This is a genomic window from Streptomyces sp. NPDC048106 (assembly GCF_040706415.1).
GTDB lineage: Bacteria > Actinomycetota > Actinomycetes > Streptomycetales > Streptomycetaceae > Streptomyces.
On record NZ_JBEZND010000009.1, the window covers coordinates 105,767 to 126,993 of the forward strand.

Annotated in this window: 19 protein-coding genes and 2 pseudogenes; 14 read left to right on the forward strand and 7 right to left on the reverse strand. The window is 70.4% G+C overall.

Annotated elements, in window-relative coordinates; genetic code table 11:
• Positions 1-7 precede the first annotated feature (7 nt).
• The 14 genes and pseudogenes from AB0927_RS12025 (at position 8) to AB0927_RS12090 (ending at position 14,042) form a co-directional block, all read left to right on the forward strand.
• Entirely contained in the window at positions 8-310 is a 303-nt protein-coding gene (locus tag AB0927_RS12025; RefSeq protein ID WP_366667447.1) for a hypothetical protein, read from the forward strand.
• 51 nt (positions 311-361) lie between these two features.
• On the forward strand, positions 362-1,591 hold the full coding sequence (locus AB0927_RS12030) for an ATP-grasp domain-containing protein (RefSeq protein WP_366667448.1): 1,230 nt from the start codon (positions 362-364) through the stop codon (positions 1,589-1,591).
• Positions 1,588-2,457: pseudogene (locus AB0927_RS12035) on the forward strand (DUF317 domain-containing protein). Before AB0927_RS12030 ends, AB0927_RS12035 begins: the two are co-directional and overlap by 4 nt.
• A 28-nt stretch (positions 2,458-2,485) precedes the next feature.
• A complete protein-coding gene (locus AB0927_RS12040; RefSeq protein ID WP_366667449.1) occupies positions 2,486-2,974 on the forward strand; it encodes a hypothetical protein in 489 nt (162 codons plus the stop codon).
• Positions 2,975-3,026: 52 nt separating this feature from the next.
• Positions 3,027-3,815 (forward strand): DUF317 domain-containing protein, encoded by a 789-nt coding sequence (locus tag AB0927_RS12045; protein WP_366667450.1) that lies wholly within the window; start codon positions 3,027-3,029, stop codon positions 3,813-3,815.
• A gap of 37 nt (positions 3,816-3,852) precedes the next feature.
• Positions 3,853-4,850, forward strand: a pseudogene (locus AB0927_RS12050) (SpaA isopeptide-forming pilin-related protein).
• A 747-nt stretch (positions 4,851-5,597) separates the two neighbouring features.
• Positions 5,598-6,038, forward strand: coding sequence for a MarR family transcriptional regulator (locus AB0927_RS12055; RefSeq protein ID WP_366667451.1), 441 nt, complete (start codon positions 5,598-5,600; stop codon positions 6,036-6,038).
• 83 nt (positions 6,039-6,121) lie between these two features.
• On the forward strand, positions 6,122-7,012 hold the full coding sequence (locus AB0927_RS12060) for an NmrA/HSCARG family protein (protein ID WP_366667452.1): 891 nt from the start codon (positions 6,122-6,124) through the stop codon (positions 7,010-7,012).
• 882 nt (positions 7,013-7,894) lie between these two features.
• The gene (locus AB0927_RS12065; RefSeq protein WP_366667453.1) at positions 7,895-8,311 is read left to right on the forward strand and encodes a hypothetical protein; all 417 of its coding nucleotides are present in this window, start codon (positions 7,895-7,897) and stop codon (positions 8,309-8,311) included.
• Positions 8,308-10,821, forward strand: coding sequence for a tetratricopeptide repeat protein (locus AB0927_RS12070; RefSeq protein WP_366667454.1), 2,514 nt, complete (start codon positions 8,308-8,310; stop codon positions 10,819-10,821). Before AB0927_RS12065 ends, AB0927_RS12070 begins: the two co-directional genes overlap by 4 nt.
• Before the next feature lie 225 nt (positions 10,822-11,046).
• Positions 11,047-11,385, forward strand: coding sequence for a DUF317 domain-containing protein (locus AB0927_RS12075; RefSeq protein WP_366667455.1), 339 nt, complete (start codon positions 11,047-11,049; stop codon positions 11,383-11,385).
• 104 nt (positions 11,386-11,489) lie between these two features.
• On the forward strand, positions 11,490-11,780 hold the full coding sequence (locus AB0927_RS12080) for a hypothetical protein (protein ID WP_366667456.1): 291 nt from the start codon (positions 11,490-11,492) through the stop codon (positions 11,778-11,780).
• A gap of 15 nt (positions 11,781-11,795) precedes the next feature.
• Positions 11,796-12,614 carry a DUF317 domain-containing protein gene (locus AB0927_RS12085; protein ID WP_366667457.1) on the forward strand — a complete coding sequence of 273 codons (819 nt, stop codon included), beginning with the start codon at positions 11,796-11,798 and terminating at the stop codon, positions 12,612-12,614.
• Positions 12,615-12,659: 45 nt separating this feature from the next.
• Positions 12,660-14,042, forward strand: a complete 1,383-nt coding sequence (locus tag AB0927_RS12090; protein ID WP_366667458.1) for an IS110 family transposase — start codon at positions 12,660-12,662, stop codon at positions 14,040-14,042.
• A gap of 358 nt (positions 14,043-14,400) precedes the next feature.
• Here AB0927_RS12090 and AB0927_RS12095 read toward each other — a convergent pair whose 3' ends face one another.
• The 7 genes from AB0927_RS12095 to AB0927_RS12125 all read right to left on the reverse strand — a co-directional run bounded on the left by AB0927_RS12095 (position 14,401) and on the right by AB0927_RS12125 (position 21,131).
• Complete coding sequence (locus tag AB0927_RS12095; RefSeq protein WP_366667459.1) at positions 14,401-15,090, reverse strand: hypothetical protein; 690 nt, start codon at positions 15,088-15,090, stop codon at positions 14,401-14,403.
• 73 nt (positions 15,091-15,163) lie between these two features.
• Positions 15,164-15,601: a hypothetical protein gene (locus tag AB0927_RS12100; protein ID WP_366667460.1), complete on the reverse strand. Its 438-nt coding sequence runs from the start codon at positions 15,599-15,601 to the stop codon at positions 15,164-15,166.
• Between the two features lie 434 nt (positions 15,602-16,035).
• A complete protein-coding gene (locus AB0927_RS12105; protein ID WP_366667461.1) occupies positions 16,036-17,778 on the reverse strand; it encodes a relaxase/mobilization nuclease domain-containing protein in 1,743 nt (580 codons plus the stop codon).
• Positions 17,775-18,401, reverse strand: a complete 627-nt coding sequence (locus tag AB0927_RS12110) for a hypothetical protein (RefSeq protein WP_366667462.1) — start codon at positions 18,399-18,401, stop codon at positions 17,775-17,777. Before AB0927_RS12110 ends, AB0927_RS12105 begins: the two co-directional genes overlap by 4 nt.
• A 317-nt stretch (positions 18,402-18,718) precedes the next feature.
• Complete coding sequence (locus AB0927_RS12115; protein ID WP_366667463.1) at positions 18,719-18,910, reverse strand: hypothetical protein; 192 nt, start codon at positions 18,908-18,910, stop codon at positions 18,719-18,721.
• Positions 18,907-20,493: a hypothetical protein gene (locus AB0927_RS12120; protein WP_366667464.1), complete on the reverse strand. Its 1,587-nt coding sequence runs from the start codon at positions 20,491-20,493 to the stop codon at positions 18,907-18,909. The genes AB0927_RS12115 and AB0927_RS12120 overlap by 4 nt, the downstream gene beginning before the upstream one ends.
• On the reverse strand, positions 20,490-21,131 hold the full coding sequence (locus tag AB0927_RS12125; RefSeq protein WP_366667465.1) for a WhiB family transcriptional regulator: 642 nt from the start codon (positions 21,129-21,131) through the stop codon (positions 20,490-20,492). Before AB0927_RS12125 ends, AB0927_RS12120 begins: the two co-directional genes overlap by 4 nt.
• Positions 21,132-21,227: the final 96 nt, after the last annotated feature.

Here is a 21,227-nt window from a genome sequence, read left to right on the forward strand (position 1 = left end):
GAACTGCATGTCCATCGCCGCCCTCGGATCGCACCGCGCGACCGGCCGCACCATCACCGAGCAGTTCCACGCCTTCGACGCCCACAACCCGCACATCTACCGGGCCCTCGAACGCATGGCCGCTCGCCGCCTGGCCGCCGGCGCCACCCGGGTCAGCTTGAAGGACCTGTTCGAGGACCTGCGCCGCCAGCTCCCTGACGGAGTCGACGGGCTGAACAACAACTACACCGCCCTCTACGCCCGCCGCTTGATCAGCGAACACCCCCGCTGGGCTGCAGCGTTCGAGCTGCGCCGCCGCCGTGCCGCCTGAGACACCCCTTCGCCTCTCGTCCCGCCGCCCACTGATACGGAGAACCTCTTCTTGTCCGCTCGTCCCCTCGTGCTCGTCGTTTCTCCCGGCGACGAGACCTATCGCGGCTACTGCCTGGAGCAGGTGGCCGCCGCGTACGACGTCGTCCTTCTCACCGGCACCGAGCCGTCGTGGGAGAAGCTGTTCATCGTCGACCACGCCGTGGTCGATCTGGGCGACCCCGCAGCGCTGCTCGCCGGCGGCCGGGCGCTGGCCGGGCGCCACGACCTTGCTGGCGTGGTCACCTGGGACGAGTGGCACCTCGTCGCCACCGCCCGACTCGCCCGCGCACTCGGTCTGGCCTCGCCGCCCGTCGAGGTGATGCGGGCCTGCCGCAACAAGGCCACGGCTCGCACCCTGTTCGCCCGCCACGGGGTGCCCTCGGCCGCCTCGATGAAGGCACGGACCCTGCTGGAGGCCGGCCTGGCGACGATGACCCTCGGCCTGCCGGCGGTCATCAAGCCCGCGGCGTTCGCGGGCAGCATCGGCGTGATCCGCATCGATGAGCCCGAAGAACTGCCCGCCGCGTTCGCGTTCGCCTCGGCCGGCGCCAGCCGCAGCCGCGAAGACACCGGCGTCCTGGTCGAGGAGTGCCTCGACGGGCCGGAAGTCTCGGTCGAATGCGTCACCCACCGCGGCGTGACCACGGCAGTCGCCGTGACCCGAAAGCACCTGGGGCCCGCACCGTACTTCGACGAGACCGGCCACACCGTCGACGCCGCCGACCCGCTCCTGCCCTGGGTCGCCCCGGCCGCCGCCGCTGCGGTCAAGGCCCTGGGCATCGCCGACGGCGTGCAGCACGTCGAACTGCGCCTCGTGGACGGCAGGCCCCGGCTGATCGAGGTCAACGCGCGCATCGGCGGCGACATGATCGGCCACCTCGTCCGCCTCGCCACCGGCATCGACCTGCCCAGGGCCGCCGCCGACCTTGCCTGCGGCCGAGCACCCGACCTCACCCCCACCCGCAGCGCAGCCGCGGGCATCCGCATGCTCTACCCGGACGCCTCCGGCACCCTCACCGCCCGGCACATCACCCAGCCCTTCGCCGCCCACACTCCCTGGCTGCGCCAGGTGCAGTGGATCCGCGAGATCGGCGACCAGCTCGTCCTGCCGCCCGACGGCGACCTGTTCACCGCCCGGGCCGGGTTCTACATCGTCACCGGCCGCACCACCGCCGAGGTCACCGAACGCCTCGACACCGCCGCCGACGAGATCACCGTCACCACGAGGGCCGACCGATGAACCCACAGCCCGATCCGCACCACGAGATCGACGGCGACGCCTACGTCTGGCCGCGCCACCTCGCCTCCACCACCGGAACCGGCGACCCCGCACTCGCCCCGCTGCTCGACCTCGGCTGGGACCTGCGGTACGACGAGGACTCCAACGTGTACGTGAGTGCCTCCGACCGGCGCGTACGCCTGGGCTACCTGCCCGAAGGCGAGGACGACGGACTCTAGCGCATCAACGCCTACAAGGACTCCTTCGGGCCGCCCGCGTGGGGCGTCTGCTTCAACGACCGCACCCCCACCGAGTTCGTGACCGCGTTCACCACAGCCCTGGCCACGGCGTACGAGCAGGGGCCGGACGCCTACCTCGCCCGGCCGGTCGCCGGAATCGACGAGCACGATCCCTTCCTCGCGGTCGTCCCGCTTCTGAAGCAGGGCTGGCAGATCGACCGTCCGCGCTGGGCGTCTTCGCGGTCCAGGCCCCGGACGGGCACGCCGGCATGGAGTTCACCACGGGCGACCTCGGTCCGGAAGCCGAACTGACCACGCGCGATGCCCGCTGGCAGCTGGGCGGGCAAGTCCATCGACCGGCCCGTCTGGTACGCCACAGCCAGCACCGACACCCCCGTCGCCCTGCTCACCGCCGTCACCGAGTGCGTCGCCGACCCGTCTCCCCTGCCCCGGTGGCGCGAGGCGACCTCCAGCTACATCAAGGGGATGGCCCAGCTCACCCCGATCCTCCCGCCCGGCCCGCCGGCTCCCACTCCGCTCGACGTGCAGAGGGCCGTTGCATCCCGCCGTCCGGCTGCCCTGCCCGCGGCCAGCGTCCCGCGCTGGAGCACCACCAGCCGACCGGCCCTGCCAGGCCCGCGCCGGTAGAAGCTCCTGACCTGACCGGAGATCCTCCTTGTCCCTGCAAGCCCCTGAGTTCTTCGCCGAACTCCGCCTCCCCTTCCACGACAGCACCGTCGTGGGCAACACCTACCTCGCCACCCCGACTCCAGGCACTCACCTTCGGCTCCGCATCGACTTCACCCGCACCATCTACGCGGACACCTACGGCGGCCTCCGCCTTGCGGTCGTCCACCCGGACCGCGGCGAGATCGACGCAGTCGCCCTCAGCTTCCTGGACCACGGCACCTTCCACCGCCGCGACGTGGCCAGCAACAGGCCCCTGGACAACTCCACTCACGGCACCTTCAGCAAGTACCACCGCGCCGGTCAACCACCCTGGGAAGGAGCTGAGTTCACAGGGCTCCGCGACGCCATCGAGCAATACACCGCCGTCTGGTTCCCAGGAGCGTGGACGGCGTCCGCGCCGCGCCATGCCGCCAGCAGGACCGCCCACACGGCTCCCGTCCCGCCGACCGCGCCCAGTGGCGCTCGCACTCGCTGAGCCGCGCCCTTCCAACCCGGCATTCCGCACTCTTCCAGCAGGAGCCCTGCCCATGCTCACCCACCCCCTTGAGAACCTCGACCCGGCCCAGAGCGTGCAGATCCTGCCCCGTCACCTCGCCGGACCCGGCGTCGCTGACCCCCGCGCCGTGTGGGCCTTCCCCTTCGACGAGCGCTGGCCGTTCGCCCAGACCGAAGCAGGCACGGCCGCCGCGTCCAGCCCGTGCCTACGCCTGCAGACCACCTTCGACCCCCAGCCCGACAAGCCCGGCAAGGGCACGTGGACCATCAACGCCCACCGGGCCCCATTCACCAAGCCGGCCTGGCGGATCACCTTCGACGCCACCACTCCCGTCGAACTGCTCCACGACGTCCACACCGAATTGCTCGACCTCTACCTCGAAGACCGGCACTCCGACCGGGACTGGCTGTTCAAGGAACCGATGGCTGAGCACCCGGCGTACGCGCCGCTGCTCGCCCGCGGCTGGCGCCACGAGGTCAAGACCGACGGGACCCAGAGCTTCTTCACCCCGGAAGGACTCGGTGGCGTACGCCATCAGTACGCCACCGCGGCTCCCAAGGGGGTGGTCTGGCGAGCCTGGGGCGGGTTCGTCGACGAGCCGCATTGGACGGCGCGCTTCTCATTCGGTACGCCCACCACGCTCGTCGCGGCCTTCACCGCCTCGCTCATCTCCACGCAACCGCTGCAGCGCACCGTCCAGGACGTCCCCACCTCCACCCGCCGCGCCCTCTACATCGCCACCCCGACAGGCAGGCAACCGAGCGGCACCACACCCGTCGTCCCGCCACCTCCCGCCCCGGCCTCCGGCCACACCCGATGACCTTTTCCATCTCCTGTCCCAAGGAGCTTTCTTCCTCGTGCACGCACGTCTCGTCCGATCCGCTGCTGCCGTCGCCGTCGCGGCAGTTGGCACCCTGACCTGGGCGCCCGCCGCGAGCGCCTCAGAGCCGAACCCTTCAGCGTCCGGCGCCCCCGCCGAGTCACCGGCCCCGGACTCGGGCAGCGTCGAGATCACCACGAAGGACACGGCCGGAGACGCCCTGCCCGGCGCCACTTCCTGCTGCTCGACTCCGCTGGCCAGGAAGCCGCACGTGGACAGAGCGACGCCCAGGGGAAGCTGGTTTTCCCCGGCCTCGCACCGGGTGTCTACCGGCTCAAGCAGACGGCGTCCGGCAGCCCGCTCCACGAGGTGGTCGCCGACCAGGACGTCATCGTCACCTCGGGCGCGGCCACCCGGCTGACGATCATCGAACTGCTCAAGGCCGCCAAGGTCCTTCTGCAGGCCAAGGACGACAAGACCGGCAAGCTCCTGCCCGGAGCGACCGTGAACATCGGCACCGGTACCTCCGCACTGCTCATCCTGACGACGGGCGCCAAGGGCACGGCCTCCGGCGAGCTGCCCGTGTCGAGCCGCAGTACTCAGTTCTGGGTCAAGGAGATCAAGGCCCCCGCTGGCTACGGCCTGTACAAGCCGACGAAGACGGTCACCGAGGGTCCCGGCGCCCCGGTGACCGTGACCGTCACCAACGCCAAGAAGGCCACCGACCCGAAGCCCGACCCCTCAGACAAGCCGACGCACAAGCCCACCCCCTCCCCGTCCAGTCCGGGCAAGCCGAGCAGCGGTGCCGGAGGGGCCACGCCCTCCGCCTCGGGCAGCGACACACCGGAGCCCGTCGCCGCGACCCCGGTCGGAGACTCCACGCCGAAGGCGCCGACGGGCTCCCTCGCCCACACCGGAGCCGACGCCACACCGTGGCTGATCGGCGGCGCGGCTCTCGCAGCAGGCGGAGGCGCTCTCCTCCTGTCACGCCGCAGCCGCACGGACAGTCCCACCGACGACTCCACCGAGCGCTGACCCGCCCTCCACCCCTCTCCACGACTCCGAGCCCCCGGATTCCACAGCCTGGAAGCTGGGGGCTCTGCGGTGAGCGCTATGTCGGCCGAAGGGGTTCCGGCAGCTCGCCGGTCACCGTGCGGGCTTGTTACCTAACGGGTCCCTGGTTCCAGTTCCCCCGCCGAGGAGCGCAGCGCTGTCCGTTGACCGGTGCCGGCCTGCTGCCAGCAGGGATGCCACCACACCTGGACCGACAGCTGCAGCAGGCGCCGGCGGAGGGCCGTCGTTCGCTGCCGGTTAGCCGGATCGGCAAGGCTCCGATAGGTCCGTTCCCAGGTGTACTGCGCGGCGACCAGATCCTCGGGGACAGCAGAGCAACACATACAAGCTATTGCATCATGTGTTCGATTTTCGTCGCATCCTTGCGGGTGAGGTGTGACGTTCAGCGATAGTTGGCCCCCGTGCCCGCGCGGGGCACGGGGGCGAGTCCTGCTCGGGGCTCGGATAGCCGTTTATCCTTCGGCTGCCTCTGGCAACGTAGCTGTATCGCCTGTCCGGCCAGATGGTCTGACGCGACGGTGGGCGGCGGTTCGCGCACCTTGCCGGCGGGGCTCAACGCCAGGACCAGCCAGGAGGGCGGCCAGCGGTACCGTCATCACCCAAATTGTGGGACGAACGCCAATGGTCGAGCCTAGAAGGCCGCCCGGTGCAGACTGCCGGCCCGCGACGAGTAGCCTGTTCGTTTGTCATCGGACCGGGGAGGTCGGCGTGGACTATGGCGACAAGCTCTTCTGGCTCTCGGTTGTGATTCAGCGCAAGTACGCGCAGATCTGTGCCGAGTTCGACCTGACCCCCTCGCAGGCCACGCTGCTCTGCGCAGTCAGGAACGAGTCGCGGCAGATGGCTGACCTCGCCGCGTCGTTGGGTATGACCAAGAACGCGTTGAGCCAGTTGGTCGATCGCACCGCGCGGCGCGAGTTGGTCGGCCGGGCAAGCTCGGCGCAGGATCGACGGGTCGTCATGCTCAGTGCGACGCCCACGGGGAAGGCGCTCGCCGAGGCCGTTTTCGCCGAGGTCGCCAAGCGCCTGCCCGAGATCGCGGGGAACCTCGACGCCGACGACCAGCGCGACTTCGAGCGCGTGGCCACCGCCATCGTGGACACCTCGGACCTCTCTTCGCCCACCTCGAACCAACCCATCACACCGTGAGGTCCCGCTACACCCGTACCTTGACGATGTTCATGCCGTGAACTAATTTAGTTCATGGCGTGAACTAGTGAGGGGTGGCAGCGATGAGCACACAGACGACCGGCGCGATCGCAGTCTTCGGCGCGACGGGGCAACAGGGCGGGGCGGTGGTCGACGCGCTGCTGGACCACAAGGCGCGGGTGCGGGCTTTGGTCCGCAACCCGCAGTCCGACCGGGCTCAGGCGCTGGTCGCCCGCGGCGTCGAGCTGGCGGCCATCCGGGCCGACGACCCGGCGTCGCTGGCCGCCGTGCTGGCGACGGTCGAGGGGTTCTACTTCATGACCCCGGAGGCGAACAGCCTCGAAGAGGTCGAGGCGGAGATCCGCGTCGGTACCGCGCTCGTCGACGCGGCGGCCGAGGCGGGCGTCCCGCACGTCGTGTTCAACTCGGTTTTCGGAGCGGACCGGGAGCGGGGTGTGCCGCACCACGACTCGAAGCACTCGATCGAGGAGCACCTGAGAAAGTCCGGCCTCCGGGCCTCGATGGTTCGCGCGACCGCCTTCATGGAGAACTTCGCGAGCGTGATGGCACCGAGCCTGGAGCATGGGGAGATCGTGCTGAGGATGCCGCTGCCGGAGGACGTCGCCCTGAAGATGATCTCGGTCAGGGACATCGGCCGGGTCGCTGCCGCGCTCCTGCTCGACACCGCGGAGGCGCCCGGCGGAGCCGTCGAGCTCGTCGGCGACGAGCTGACGGGCCCCCAGATCGCCGCGGCGTTCGGCGCGCGCGCCGGGCTCCCGGCACGGTACGAGGCCCTCCCGTTGAGCGTGCTTTCCAACGACCTCGACAAGGTGATGTTCCGCGAGTTCGCGAAGGCGGTGGAATACCCTTCGGACCTCGCGGCGGTGCGCTCGATCGAGCCGGCCACCCTGGACCTGGTCGAGTGGATCCGAGCTACAGGCTGGACCGCGCCCACAAACGTGGCTGGTTCCTGAGCCTCCGGCCGTGATGAACGCCCCGCGATCGTGCCCACGGTCTCGGCGCTCTGGGCACGGCAACGCATCCGCCAACGGTTGAAGTAGTCACGAAGCTCCCGGGGCGTGCCCGAGGCCGACACCGGCACACGGGTTGTCGAGAGGCCGCCGGTCGACGGCGAGGTGAAGATCCACGTCCAGGAGGCCCCGGGCCGTCAACCAAAAGACCTCACCGACTACGTCCGCGAGGCCGCCGCGCCGGCGTCTGGACCCGTATAGCGGATGGCCGGAACAGGCTTGACCGTGCCGGCCATCCGCAACGGTGCTCGGCGCGTCTGTGACCGCCGCTGAGGCCGACTTCGGTGGCGGCTTTGATGATCTCTCGCCACGTGGTGGTCGGCGTGTATCAGCCGTCGGCGGCCGGGAATCCGTCCGATCCGGACCACGCCTTATGCTTGGCCGTCCGCCACTGCCGCCGGGGCTTCTTCGCAGGCCCGCTACGCAACAGGACGGGTAAGTCGAAGCTGTCGGCGTAGGTCAGCGGCGGTTCGTCGGGGACGTGTGCGGGGATCATGCGGATTACTCCGGCACGGCCCCAGACCGCTCCCGGCGCCGGGTGCGGGGCCGTGGCGGGGTGATCCGGCCCTCCTCCGACGCTGTCTGGTCTCAAATGATCTGGGCCCGAGTCGGGTCGCTGACCTGCGGCGACCAGTTCAGGTAGTCGTCCTGTCATCCAATTCAGCCGCATACACGGCAACGCCCATGCCGGGGCGGTCACTTTGACCAAACTGGCCACGGGCGCGAACCGGTGGTCTCGAACGGGCCGACATTGCCAGGGCCTCTCCCTGGCAACCCTCTGTGCACGTACAGTGATGCTCCGGGTGCCTTCCGCAAGGGGGATGGATGGATCCGATCGTGCTCGCGGCAGGAACGGCGTTGGTCAGCGCTATGGCCACGGACGCCTGGCAGCAGGCAAGAGCGGCGACGGTAGCCCTATGGAGACGGATCCGTCCCGAGCAGGCCGACCACGTGGGAGCCGAGCTGGAAGCCCTCCGCGCCCGGGTCCTCGCTGCCCGGCAGCAAGGTGATGAAGACACCGAGCAGGCCCTCGTGGGCAGTTGGCGCATGCGCCTGCAGCAGCTCCTCCTTGACAACCCCACTCTGGGCGCCGAGTTGCAGAGGTTGCTGGATGAACAGCTCACCCCGGCCCTGCCCCCAGGCGGGCAGACCTGGACCCAGTCGCTTGTCATGCAGGCGGAAGCGCGTGACAACGCCCGGGTGTATATGGCTGGCCGCGACCAGCACATCACCGGCTCATGACCTACTTCCCGAACGAAGACGCAGGTGGGAACTTCACACCGCCGATGCGTATCGAGGCGCGTGCCGGAGGCAACGCGCGGGTCTATATGGCCGGGCGGGATCTGCACGTCACCCCGGAGGCGCCAACAGCGCCCGCGCCGGTCACCGCGCTGCGGACCCTGCCGCGGGACGTGGTCGAATTCACCGGTCGCCAGGCCGAGGTGGACCAGCTCCTGGCCGCCGCCCAGTTGGCCCAGGTGGTGTCCATCCACACCGTCGACGGCATGCCCGGGGTAGGCAAGACCGCCCTCGTCGTACATGTCGCCCGCCAGCTCACCGACCGCTTCCCCGACGGGCAGTTGTTCGTGCGTCTGCAGGCCCATACTCCCGGCCAGCACCCGGCAGACCCCGCAGAAACCCTCGCTGCCCTGCTGCTCGGCATCGGCGTGGACCCGCGCAACATCCCCGACGGCCTCGAAGCCCGCGTCGGATTGTGGCGGGACCGGCTGGCCGGGAAGCGGATGCTGTTGGTGCTGGACGACGCTGCCGGCCGCGCGCAGGTCGAGCCGTTGTTGCCCGGATCCGGGGGCTGCCTGGTGATGGTTACCAGCCGGCGGCGCATCGCCGCCCTGGACGGTGCCACGCCCCTGGCGCTGGACACCCTCCCGCCCAACGACGCGACTGTGCTGTTCACCCGTCTGGCCCACCGCCCCATCACGACGGCCGCCGACACCGATGCCGTTGTGCGGATCGTGCGGCTGTGCGGGTACCTGCCGCTGGCCATCGCGCTGCTCGCCGGTCGTCTCGCGCACCGCCCCCACTGGAGCCTCGCCCAGTTTGCCGACGACTTCGCTGCCACCAGCGATCGCCTGAGTGAACTCGCTGTAGACGACCGCGCCGTCGCCGCAGCCTTCGACACCTCCTACAGCGGCCTGCCCACCGCACGGCAACGCCTCTTCCGCCGCTTGGGCCTACATCCGGGCACCGATGCGGACGCCTACGCCACTGCTGCTATCGCCGACATCTCGCTCGCCCAAGCACGGCAAGAGTTGGAAGCCCTTTACGACGACCACCTGATCGATTCTCCGGCCGCCGGCCGTTACCGCCTGCACGACCTGCTACGCGTCTACGCTCACGACCTTGCCGCCGGTGACTGTGCCGTCGAGCGCAAGCAGGCGCTGAGGAGGCTGCTGGACTACTACCAGCACACCGCCGAGCGCGCCGACGTCCAACTCGCCCGCAGTCCCCGACGCGCTGACACCGTGCCCGTCGCCACTCCGACAGCGGCACCCGACCTGCCCGACCGGTACCGAGCACAGGCATGGATGATCATGGAGCGCGCCAACCTGTTTGCCTGTATCGACCACGCCACCGCACAAGACCACCACGCCTGCATCGTCGGCCTCACTGCTGCAATCGCTGCGTACCTGCGCAACGACGGTCCCTGGGCGCAAGCCATCACCTTGCACGTGGCTGCCGTCACCGCGGCACGACATGTCGGTGATCAAGCTGGTCTTGCTGGCGCCCTCCACGAACTCGGGGCTGTACGGCGGCTGGCTGGGGACTATCCGGGGGCCGTGGTGGTGCTGGAGCAGGCTCTGGACATCTACTGCACCGTCGGTAACCAGCTCGGCCAAGCCAACGTCGTCTGCCAATTGGGGGCTGTGCGGTGGCTGACCGGGGACTACCCGGGGGCCGCGGTGGTGCTGGAGCAGGCTCTGGACATCTACCGCATCGTCGGTAACCAGCTCGGCCAAGCCAACACGCTCAACTACCTGGGAGGTGTGCGGCGGCTGACCGGGGACTATCCAGGAGCCACCGTGGTACTGGAGCAGGCCCTCGCCGCCTACCGCAGCATCGGCGACCGCAACGGCCAAGCCCACGCGCTCAACTACCTGGGGGCTGTGCGGATCGCGACTGGGGACTATTCGGGAGCCACGGTGGTGCTCGAGCAGGCCCTCGCCGCCTACCGCGACACCGGAGACCGACTCGGCCATGCCCACGCCCTCCACGGCGTGGGGGTTGTGCGGATCGCGACAGGGGATCACGCCGGTGCCACCGTGGTGCTTGAGGAAGTGTTGGACGTCTACCGCGACATCGGCGACCGAAACGGCCACGCTAACGCCTTGAACCACATGGCGGCTGTGCAGGTCGCAACCGGTAGTTATACAAGTGCCGCTGTTGTACTGGAGCAGGTACACGATGCCTACCGTTACATCGGTGACCGGGCCGGTGAGACGGAGGTGCTGAACCGCGTTGGAGCGCTTCGTCTGATATGTGGGGACCCGGGGCAGGCACAGGCTCATTACGAGCGCGCCCTGGAACTCGCCCGCACGATCCACAATCAGCTTGAGGAAGCCCGCGCTCTCGAAGGTGTCGCCCGCTGTTGCGAGCTCACCAGCAGTTACCCCGCAGCGCTCTCAAGTCTCCGCGAAGCGGTGAGCCTCTACCAGCGGATCGGCGCGGCAGAGGCCCCCGCCGCCGCCCAATACCTTGCGCAGTTGGAAGCGACCTATGACATCGATGGTTGATCGCAGACCGCGGCGGTACCGGCCGATCGGAGTGGGCGAGGGCGTGGACGCCTAGGTTCGGTGTCAAACGCCTCGATTGGATGGCAGGGCGCCTGGCTTCATTGCCCAAGGACAAGTTCGCCGGGGGCAGACAGGAAAGATCGCGGAAAGACTGGCCAACGGGCGCGAGGGCATGTCAACGTAGACGACCTTGCAAGAAACCGCAGGTCGGAGAGGTGATTGCCCGTGACCGTAGCCCCTGCGGGCCCCGGTTTCTCCACCACCGTCGAAGCCCTGCGACTGCGGGAGTGGCAGCTCGGCCCTGGTCAGCCGACCCTGGTCATCGACCAGTTCTCCGCCGAGGACTTCCACCTGATTGTCGATGATCGCGCGGACGTGCACGTCAGCTCCAAGGACGGCTGGTTCCCGCTGGGACGCCCCGGCTCGGACGGCGAGGGATGGAAGATCGCCGTCACCGGCACGTCGAAGGTGCGTGGCTACCACCTGTCGTTCGACATCGAGACGCCGGCCGACATCGTCGCCGCAGCCGTAGCGCGCGTGCTGGAGGCCTCACGCCGCCTCTGACAATGCGGACACCGACAGGCAGTGCCCTCCCCATGAGCGGGCTGGCCGTCCGAAGGCCGGCCAGCTCCACCGCCCCCATTCCCCCATGCCCCAGGAGGCTGTTCGTGACGTCCCCGGAGATGACCGTCGGCGATCTCATCGACTTGCTGTCCGGCTGCGACCGGAGTGCTCCGGTCCGCCAGGCCATGAACCCGTTCTTCCCGATGGCCCACCGCTTGGCCCAGGTGCTGCAGTCGGTGGACGAGACCGGCCGGACCGTCGTCTACCTCGCCGAAGGGCGGGGCGCGGACGCACAGCTCGGCCATCTGCCGCCGGAGGTCGCCATCGAGCTGACGTGGCAAGGCCCCGTCCAGGCACCCCCGCGCCGCCCCCGCCGCCGCGCCGGCGGCAACTAGATACGCACCGAGCCCTTGGAGGCGCCTCTGTACCCCGACTTCCCACCTGAGTCGTCCACCCTGCGCGGCGGCCAGCCCGCGTTCTGGGTCGGTCCCCGGCACCTTGCCGGTGACGATGGGCGCCTCTACGACATCGTCGCCGACACGCTCGCCGGCCTGGGCTGGACGAACCTGACGATCGTCCGCGGACGACAGGAGCCGGACGAGGCACCGGAGGACCGCCAGGTCCTGCGCAGCACCGTCCTGCACATCAGCCCCGACGCCCTGCGCTGGGCCCAGTGGGTCCTGCCGGACGAGCCGTTCCACCTGGGGGATCTGCCGATCGCCTGGCAGATCTCCGCCCGCGCTGAGGCGAGCAGCCCGCTCGCCCAATGGTCGGCCTATTTCACCCGCGACGTCCCCGGCGAGGCGGTGATTGACTTCCTCGTCGCGCTCGACGCAAGCGATCAGCCTGCCGTGCCGTTCGCCGGAGCCGAACTGGTCCTCGACGCTGTCGCCGCCCACGGATGGTTCTACGACATCGACCAGCCCCAGACAGCGACGGACCCGACGTTCACCTCGCACATCAGCCTCGGCGAGGTCCCGCCCCTCATCCAGGACGCCGACCCGCGCGCCCTGGCCGTCGAGGCCGACGAGGCGGGACCGGCTGGATGGCAGGCATGGGCCCAGCCCACACTCGGGGCACCGTGCCTGTGGGCGGCCTCCTTCGCCGCCAGCGTCCCGCACGATCTCGTCGCAGCCTTCGCCGCCTCCCTCAGCTCGACCGCACCGGTCCTGCGCCGGGTGCTGCCCGAGGCCACCCGAGAGCGCCTCCTGCGCGCCCCGGCCGGCTAGATCTCCGGCACGTCGTTCTTCTCCCTGACAATCCGAGGTGATTGCTTGCTCTTCGCGGGATGTGACTGGTCGGACCAGTGGCTCGACGTCGCCGTGGTTGACCGGTCGGGTACCGTCCTCGGCGAGACCCGGATCGTTTACGCCGAGAGCCCGGATCCCGTCGCCCGCTACCAGGATTTCCTCGCCCCGCTGGGACGCAGGTGGCGAGCAACGGTCACCGGGATCGAGGACGTGAACCTCCTGTTCGCCCGCTCGCTGGCGGCGTCGGGGATGGAGGTCGTCCATGTGGACCCCACCCGCGCCGCTCGGCACCGGCTCGCTCGGGGGATCGCCAAGACAGATCGCGCCGATGCGAGGCTGATCGCCTCGATGACTCTGGCGGGCGAGTACCGTCCCCTCGTCGTGAACTCCCCGGAGGCGGAGGCACTCCGCGTCGTGGCGCACGCCCACCGGGCAGCCGTAGCCCACCGTGCCGAAGCCCTGCACTCTCTGCGGGCGGCGTTGATGCGTATCTGGCCGGCGGCCGTATCGGCGTGGCCGGCCAGCGTCGGAGGGCTGCGCAGCCCCCAGGCGCGAGCCGTCCTGACCGCCGCCCCCAGCCCTCGTGCCGCCGCCCAGCTTGACCGCAGGAGTCTGGCGGCGCTGCTGACCGCAGCGGGCAGGAAACGCACGGTCCAGGATGAGGCCGAGCGCCTGCGCATGGTCTTCTCCCGCCCGGTGATGCTCCTCGACCCCCGCGTCGAACGCGCCGAAGCCCTGCGCATCGGGCACCTCCTGGCAGCCCTCGACCATGCCGTCCGGAGGGCCGACGACCTGCAGCGGGACTTGGCGCAGCTCTACACCGCCCATCCGTTCCACCCCCTGGTGGCTGGCATTCCAGGAGTCGGCGCCATCCTCGGCGCCTACCTCCTGGCAGAGATCGGGGACCGGCCCGTCGAGCGCTTCGGCAGCGGACGTTCCCTCGCCGCCTACGCGGGCGTCGCTCCGGTCACCTGGGCCTCGGGCCAGACCGTGCGGGTCGCCTTCCGCCGGGCGTCCTCCACGCACCTACGGAGCACGCTGCACGCGGTGGCCTTCTCCATGGTGAGCCACTCGCCGGGCGCCCATGCCTACTACACGATGCGCCGTGCTGGCGGCGACGCGCACGCCACGGCGCTGAGGAAACTGGGACGCAAGATCGTCCTGTGTCTCTTCCGCTGTATGGCCTCCGGCCTGACCTACGAGGACGCCATCGCCTTCGGCTACGACCCCGCCGCCAGCGATTCTCCCTCCCGCCCAAGGCGCGTACCGCTCGACGAGGGGCAGATCGCACAGGCTCGCGACATGCTCGCAACCCCCGGGACCACCGTCACCGCCACGGCACGGACCCTTGGGGTCAGCACGCAGACAATCTATCGACACGTCCTCGGCCGGCACTGGGGCCGATGACATCGTCGACGACGCACCTGCTCCATCCGAGAGCGGAGGCGTTCACCGTCCGGCGGTGAAGGCCCCCGCTCTCGGCCAGAGCGGGAGAGGCGGGCGGACCGCGGTACGCCCGAAGGTATCCCCGGGCCCTGAGCCCCGACGTGGGAATGGCGCCCACGGACCCCGCCCGCCTCACCAGGCACGACGAAGCCCGGCCTTCCCCGAGAGAAAGGCCGGGCTTCGTACATGCTGGGGTCACCAGTGAAAGGCAACGCGTGGACGCGCGACACGGGGCGCTTCAGGAGGTCGTGCCCGCACAGGCTCCGGCACGCCGGAGGTACCGGCCGCACAGTGGCGGCCAGGCCAGACCGATTCGCTGTCAGCTCGTCGCCGTGGCCTTGGCGAGAGCCTTGCCGAGGTGGCGGTCGACGAGGGCCGGGGAACCGGAGACGATCAGCAGCAGGCTGCCGTCGCGGATCGCGGTCTGCTTGACCACGCTGCTTCGCCCTCCGGCGGAGAACGTCAGGAGCTGGCTCCACTGCTTGTCTCCAAGGCCATGGGGTGCGCGCAGCCTCTGCGAGGCTATGCCGATGGAGGTTTCGCCTGCGACGACCTGATAGGTCGGGCAGCCGGTCATGGCGTCGAAGATCCGGCCGATGCCGTCGGACAGCTTCTGCGCCCTGTCGCTGTACAGCTCCTCGGAGATCTCCGAGGAACTGCCGCCGTAGGTGAAGTCCGCCTTCGCCTTGTGCGGGAAAGCGAGCGTACCGCCGGTGGCCGCGTCGCCGCCCAGCTCGCTCAGGGCCGGACAGCCGATGACGGTGACGTCATCGTGCTGGGCGGGGCGCTCCGGCTTGCGCAGGTAGCCGCTGCCGAGGTCGCTCTGGTCGAGCAGGCGGGACTCGAGCGCGGCCGAGGAGAGCGCGGCCGGCTCCTGGACCGCGTCGGCCGGCTTTCCCGTCTGAGCGGCGGAGGAAGTCTTGGCTCCGGTGGTGTCGGTGGAGCAGGCGGGCAGGGCGAGGAGAGCGGCGGTGATGCCGAGGGCGGTGACGGAGACGTGAACGTGCATGGCGACCCCTTGGTGCTAGGCGACGGGTGGTCAGTGCGGGCCCGCGGGCCCGGTGGGGTCGTAGAAGTGGTGGTCAGTGCCCGAGGTGGCGCAGGCAGTCCTCGAACGTGGCGTGCGTCGCGTCCGCCGGCCCGGAGTGCCGGTTGTACCAGGCGGTGTCGATGCGGGTCTCCTGCTGCTGGTGGCCTGCCCGGCAGCGCAGCCAGATCTCGCCACGGGTGGAGAGGATGAGCCAGTCCCGGTACGCGCCGCACTGGGCGCAGGCGGCCATCTCGCCGTCGAGGACGAGGGGCTGCTTCCACGGCATCATCTTGCCCTCGACCTGGTCGTGGCTCGGCACGCGCAACTCGGGCGGAAGGAAGTCGTCGACGACGGCGGCCGACTCGGCGGACTGCGGCTCGGGTGCCGGCACTCCGAAGCCCGGCGGGACCTGGCCCTGCAGCCGCGCATACAGCTCGGCGAACTGCCTTTCGCTCGGCTCCTTGGCCCGGCGGCGTATCCGGTGAAACACCCTGGCGTCCTCCTCTACCTTGTTACCTCGTCCTGCGCGCTTCATGATCGTGCCCCACGTCCCTTGCGGTTTCAATTCGCAAAGTCCACAGTCACCTCCGGCCGGGTCAGAGGGGGTGCTCGGTTTCTCGGCTGCCCAGATGACGAGTTGGCCGCGAAGCGTGTCTCGGTACGGCGCGGCGACGTTGCCACGGTGTGCCCGATCACACGTCGTCGTCTCCCTCGACCGCTCAACTTCGCGACGCCTACTGGCTTGACTCACCCCACCTGCGCCATGCCTGTCCGTCCTGTGGGTGCACAGATGCCGACGCCGGACAGATCGGACCTGGTCGCCACCGAGGTCCGAAGTGGCGTATGACCATGCTGTGGATTGCGGGCGCAGCGGTGGCGCTATCCCTTCTCTCGGTGATGCGCTGAGGTCGCGTGCCGACGGGCTCACAGGGGCTTACGCGACGTCTCCTCTGCGCTGCGCCGCCTGCCGGGCGCGGAGGGCCTGGCCGTCGTCCCGCGCGTTGCCGACCGGCGCCCCGCGGTGCTGGTCTCGGGCAGGTGGGAGGCGTCGGCGGGCAGATCGGCCGTCCGCCGCATTCGCCATACGAGCACGTCGCTGACGGAGCCCGCGGTGCCGAGTTCGCGGCGCTCCGCAACGTCGGCCAGAAGGACGGCCGGGTCGTGGCCGGCGGCTTCGGCCTCCGCGAGGGTCGCCGCCAGGGCGTACCAGCCGGGCTCGGCAAGGATCTGCTCGGCCAGCCCTGGCAGCGCCTCGTGCAGCAGCACCGCCTGCCGCTGGAGCATCGGCCGGCTCAGGCGCCGGCCGCGTTGGTAGAGCACACCGAGCGGCTGGGCCGCAGCGGCCCGGTAGGCGGTGCGCAGGTGCTCGGCGGCCCGGGCGGCGGCCTCGGCCTGCTGGGCGTGCCCCTTCCTGGCGTGCCAGTGCGCGGCGGCGGTGATCAGGAAGAACAGCATGTCGATCGCCATCGCCGTGGTGGCGCCGTCCTCACCGCGGCCGAGGGCCGGCCCGCCCTGGACGAGGTCGCGGGCGGCCTGCCGCAGTGCTCGATCGTGCCCGCGTACAGCGCGGACGTGAGAGCGCGAGGCCCGCTCGAAAGCCGTTGCGGCGTCCCGCAGCTCGCGGCGGGTGTGGGCGGCGGACGTCTTGGCGAGGGCATCCAGGACCTCGCCGGCCGCCGCGATGTGGGCGGCGACGACGGCGTCCTCGCCGTGCTCGACGACGAGTACGGCCTGCCATACGGCCGATGCCGTCCCGCGACGCGCGGCGGCCGGACTGCCCGGCCCCGTACGGACCGCATCCTCCCGCCGGACAGCCGGGGCGTCCTGGGCGTCACCGGACCAGCGTTCGCGGATGCGGGGCAGCGACAGGTCGGGGGCGAGGCGCGCGCCGGGGTAGAACACCGGCTCGCCGTCCTTGTTCAGGTCGTCCGGCAGGGCGACCTTGTATCCGAGCAGGTCGCCGGAGGGCGCGGCGCGTTTACGGATCAGAAGTCCGGCGGCAGCCAGCCGGGCGAAGAACTCCTCGTCGCTCCTCGCCCCGCTCACCGCGCGTCGCACGGCTTCGCGCAGTTCCTCGCGGGCGGTGCGCTCGCGCCCCAGCCGCTCGGCCTTGTGGCGCTCGGCGCTCGTGGGGCGCTGTGCGGCGGTGCCGTCGCCCGGCGCGACCTGGTGGAGGCCGAGTTCCTTCTCGATGAGCCGGGCTTCGGCCTGGGCGCGAGCGCCGGAGCGGAAGTCGTCGGGGCGGTGGCCGTCCTCGGTGACGAGGGTGGCGACGATGTGGATGTGGTCGTCCGCGTGGCGCACGGCGGCCCAGCGGCAGCCGGGCTGTCCGTCGCCGGGATCGATGCCGGTGGCGGCGACGATACGGCGGGCGATGCCGGCCCACTCCTCGTCGGACAGGACCCGGTCGCCGGGGTCGGCGCGGACGGAGGTGTGCCAGACGTGCTTGGCGGGACGGGCGTGTTTGGCAAGGGCCATCACGGGCTGGTCCAGGAGCTGCTGGAGGTCCTTGAGGGTGCTGTTCGGGTCGCGGCCGGGGTCGGGGGACATCCCGTCGAAGGAGGCCACGAGGTGGGGGTCGGTGTGCTCCTCATGTTTACCGGGGCCGTAGAGGTAGGAGAGGAGCCCGATGGTCCGGGAGCCCGATTCGTTGACGCTGGGGATCATCGACCGCGGTGCTCGATCAACCGTGCAGCTGCTTCATGCGCGGCGTCGGCGGCACGCCGAACAGCGGTGACGGCCGCTTCGAGCTGAGGAACGTCCGCACCAGAGTTGAACGCCTTGACGGCCTGATTGAGGTTGCTGCCGGCCCAGCCGAGCCGACGCCTGCTGTCGAACAGGGCTGTAATCACTTCGCGTTCGTCGGCGATCTCAGCGCTGGTGCGGTCGAGGTCACGGGCGGCAGCGAGCGCAGAGCGGGCGAGGAACCCGGCGACAGACAGATTGCATCGGGCGGCGGCGGACTTGATCAGGGCGTACTCGTCTTCGTTGAATCGCGTGGCGGGCTGGCGCAGGCGCTTCTTCTCGGGCGGCTGACGCGGTCGCTGACGGGCGCGGAGAGCGCGCTGTCGGTGGGCGCGCAGCTCGGTCTGCTTCTCCTCCTGCCCCGGCTTCGATCCGCCCCCGGTCGAAGCCCGAAGGACCTGCGCCCCCCGGTGCAGGTCCTCTCCCGCCCCCTCGGGGGCAGGTTCGGCGGAAGCTATGCTTCCGCCCCAACTTGCTCCCGCCGAGACCGAGTTGGAGTCGCGATCAGGTTCCGGGGTGGTGCCGTTCAGGCTGGCGTTCGTCATCGGGATTCGGGCCTCATAGGGCGGGTGCGATGCTGGATGGTTGTGGCCAGCGAGAGAACATCGGCCGGGCTCGTAAGGACGCGGACCGGTCCGTCGGGGCGGTCCTGGACGAGCCACTGCCCGGTCGGGGTGCGGACGACGGCGTGGACGAGTTGCCGATGGACCAGGACGTCCGCCCAGGTATCGGCCTCGGCGGCGGTGGGCTCGGAGGAGCGAGGTGGGCGCGGGATAACGACATACCTCCTGAGTGGGGCGGGGGCCCGGCGTGGAGCCGGGCCACCTGAAGGGGATGGGGTTTGAGCTGGGGTTTTGCCGGTTCAGCCGCACTCGGGGCAGCGCTCGACGTGGCTGTTGAGCGCGCGCGCCATCCGCTGTGTCGCCGAGGCGGCCCGCGTGGCGCTGGCTTTCGCGGACGGCTTGCCCGCGTGCCGCTCGGAGTGAGCGAGCATGAAGCCGATCTCTCGCTCGTACTCCGCGCGGACGGTGTTGAACTGGTGGCAGGTCTTCATCGGGCGGCGCTCCTCGTCGTGGTGATGTCCTCGTTCCGCAATTCCTGGAGGACGAGGCCGAGTCGGTCGTTCCCGACACCCGTCAGGCCCTGGCGGCGGATGATTTCGCGCAGCTGCACCCGGGTGATCGCTCCGTTGCCGTCCCGTTCGAGCAGGGCGGGAACGTGGGGGCGTACCTCGTGGACGAGCTGGCGCTCCGGCTCACCCAGCTCGCGTGTCGGGCGCTCCGTCTGGGGAGAGCGGGACCGGGCACGCTTGTCCTTGGTCTTCGTCCGGGACTTCCGGACCGACTTCCGGTGGAGCGGGACCTTGTGTCCTCGGTCCTGGGTGGTTTCGGTCCCGGACTCGGTGGTGGTCGGTCCTCGGTCCTCGGTGCTCTCGGTCCCCGACTTCGCGAGGTCCGGTCCCCGATGGGACTCCGGGCCCTGAGCTGCTATTTCTCGCGCGTTGTGGTCGATCAGCGTGGCCACTGCGTCTCGCGCTGCGGCTTCTGGATCGGCGGGACCGGTCCCCGGGACCGCACCGTCTTCAGGCGGCTTGGTCCCCGCGAGCATTCCTGTTTCGTCGCCCTCGGTCCCCGCGCCGACCTTGGCTTCCGGATCCGCCTCCTCGGGGACCGGTCCCCGAGCTGTCCTCGGTCCTCGGTCCAGGACCGGCTCGTCGGAACCGGAGACGGGGACCACCACATTCGGTGTCGGCTGTGCGGGGACCGTGGCCGCCGATGCGTCGCTGTGCGCGGCGGACCAGGGAGAACGGAGCGGGACCGTGGCGAGAGCGAGTGCGTGTCGCCGGGCGGCGAGCTGGTCGAGCAGTTGTGCCCGCTGGAGGGGATCGGTGCCGACCGCGGCCCTGCCGACCGCCTTTGACAGGCGTCGGGTCAGCCGCCGGCCGCGACGGTTTCGCTGCTGCTCGGGTGTGCGCTCGGCGAGGCGGGCGGCAAGGGTGACCGCGCGGGCGGTGGCCCTGTCCCGGGTGATCTGCGCGGCGTCGCGGTCTCGCGCGGCGATGCCCAGGCGGGACAGCAGCCGTTCGCGCGCCTCCCGGCCCAGGACGGCGAACAGTCCGTTCGAGGCGGTGCCGGGGGTGCGCAGCCGCAGTTCGATACCCATGGCCAGGTGCCACAGCATCGCCGCCATGACCGGACCGACGAAGGCACGGACCGTGCCGCCGATGGGGCCGCTCTCTGCGTAGGCGGGGATCACCTGCACAGTCGTAATCACCCAGACCAGCGTGCCCGGCAGACCTGGGGCGCCCTGGACGGCAAGGTTCTGCCGCGCCATCAGCGCGGTGGCGAACAGGGCGAGTTCGGCGGCGCCGAACATGCCGATCCGCTCGGATGTGCCGGCCATGTCGAGGTAGTCGGCGGCGAAGCGCCAGCTCGTGTCGGCGCTGTAGGCCGTGCAGCCCAGGGCGGCGACGGCGGCGACCTTGACCGCCGGGCCGCCGAGACCTTTCTGCGGGCGGGTTCCCCGGTGCCGGATGGCCCAGGCAGTCAGCACGAGCGCGAGGGCGGCGGGCCCGGTAGCGGCCAGGAGGAGAGGGAGGTCCGAAGTAGCACCGAAGGCGAGGACGGGGTGGATCATGCTGCCTTTCCGAGAGAGGCGTGCGCCGGGGCCGACGCTGCCGGGCGGCATGCTGGCTGCTGAGTGCCGGAAGCGGCGGGCGCGGGGGTGACCTTGGCCTTGGAGGTCTTCTTCCGCTTCTTCTTGGGGCGGGGCACGCCGTAGTTACGGTCGCGGTCGAGGACCTTGTTGGCGGCTTGCCGGAGCAGGTCGCGGGCGTGCTTGTGGCTGATCTGCAGGGCGGCGGCGAGCCGGTCGGGCCGCCAGCCCCGGACGTAGGCGTGGTCGATGACGACCTGCCGCTCGGCCTCGGTCAGGTGCACGTTGCGTCCCTGGAAGAAGGCGGTCACGCGCCGGTAGTCCAGGCGCTGGTGCAGGTTGTCGTGCAGCGGGCGCCGCTCGGCTTCGGTCAGGCCGCCCCAGACGCCCTCCTTGAGGACGTTCTCCAGGGCGAAGTCCAGGCACTCGCGGCGTACGGGGCACCAGCCGCACAGCTCCTTCGCCTCCGCGATCTCCTCGTGATCCCGGGGCCCCGGGAAGAACACGGCGTCAGCGTCCTCGACGTCCATGCCGTGGCACGCTCCAAGGGGGTGCCAGCTGGTGTCTCCGATGCCGCGCAGGCCGGTGGCCGGCGCGTCGTGGGTGGTGATGTGGCGCAAGGCGGGTCTCCGATGTGCTGCCGCGCCTACCGGTTAGGGCAGTGCTCGGTGGCTGCGGCGTCGGGTGCCGGCTGCGGCGCGGGGCGTGCGCCGCAG

Bases quoted from the DNA above. Each gene is read 5' to 3' on its own strand.
- AB0927_RS12120 (WP_366667464.1), bottom strand. From the start codon at position 20,493: ATGATCCACCCCGTCCTCGCCTTCGGTGCTACTTCGGACCTCCCTCTC.
- AB0927_RS12105 (WP_366667461.1), bottom strand. From the start codon at position 17,778: ATGATCCCCAGCGTCAACGAATCGGGCTCCCGGACCATCGGGCTCCTC.
- AB0927_RS12065 (WP_366667453.1), top strand. From the start codon at position 7,895: ATGGATCCGATCGTGCTCGCGGCAGGAACGGCGTTGGTCAGCGCTATG.
- AB0927_RS12115 (WP_366667463.1), bottom strand. From the start codon at position 18,910: ATGAAGACCTGCCACCAGTTCAACACCGTCCGCGCGGAGTACGAGCGA.
- AB0927_RS12060 (WP_366667452.1), top strand. From the start codon at position 6,122: ATGAGCACACAGACGACCGGCGCGATCGCAGTCTTCGGCGCGACGGGG.
- AB0927_RS12095 (WP_366667459.1), bottom strand. From the start codon at position 15,090: ATGCACGTTCACGTCTCCGTCACCGCCCTCGGCATCACCGCCGCTCTC.
- AB0927_RS12070 (WP_366667454.1), top strand. From the start codon at position 8,308: ATGACCTACTTCCCGAACGAAGACGCAGGTGGGAACTTCACACCGCCG.
- AB0927_RS12110 (WP_366667462.1), bottom strand. From the start codon at position 18,401: ATGACGAACGCCAGCCTGAACGGCACCACCCCGGAACCTGATCGCGAC.
- AB0927_RS12045 (WP_366667450.1), top strand. From the start codon at position 3,027: ATGCTCACCCACCCCCTTGAGAACCTCGACCCGGCCCAGAGCGTGCAG.
- AB0927_RS12025 (WP_366667447.1), top strand. From the start codon at position 8: ATGTCCATCGCCGCCCTCGGATCGCACCGCGCGACCGGCCGCACCATC.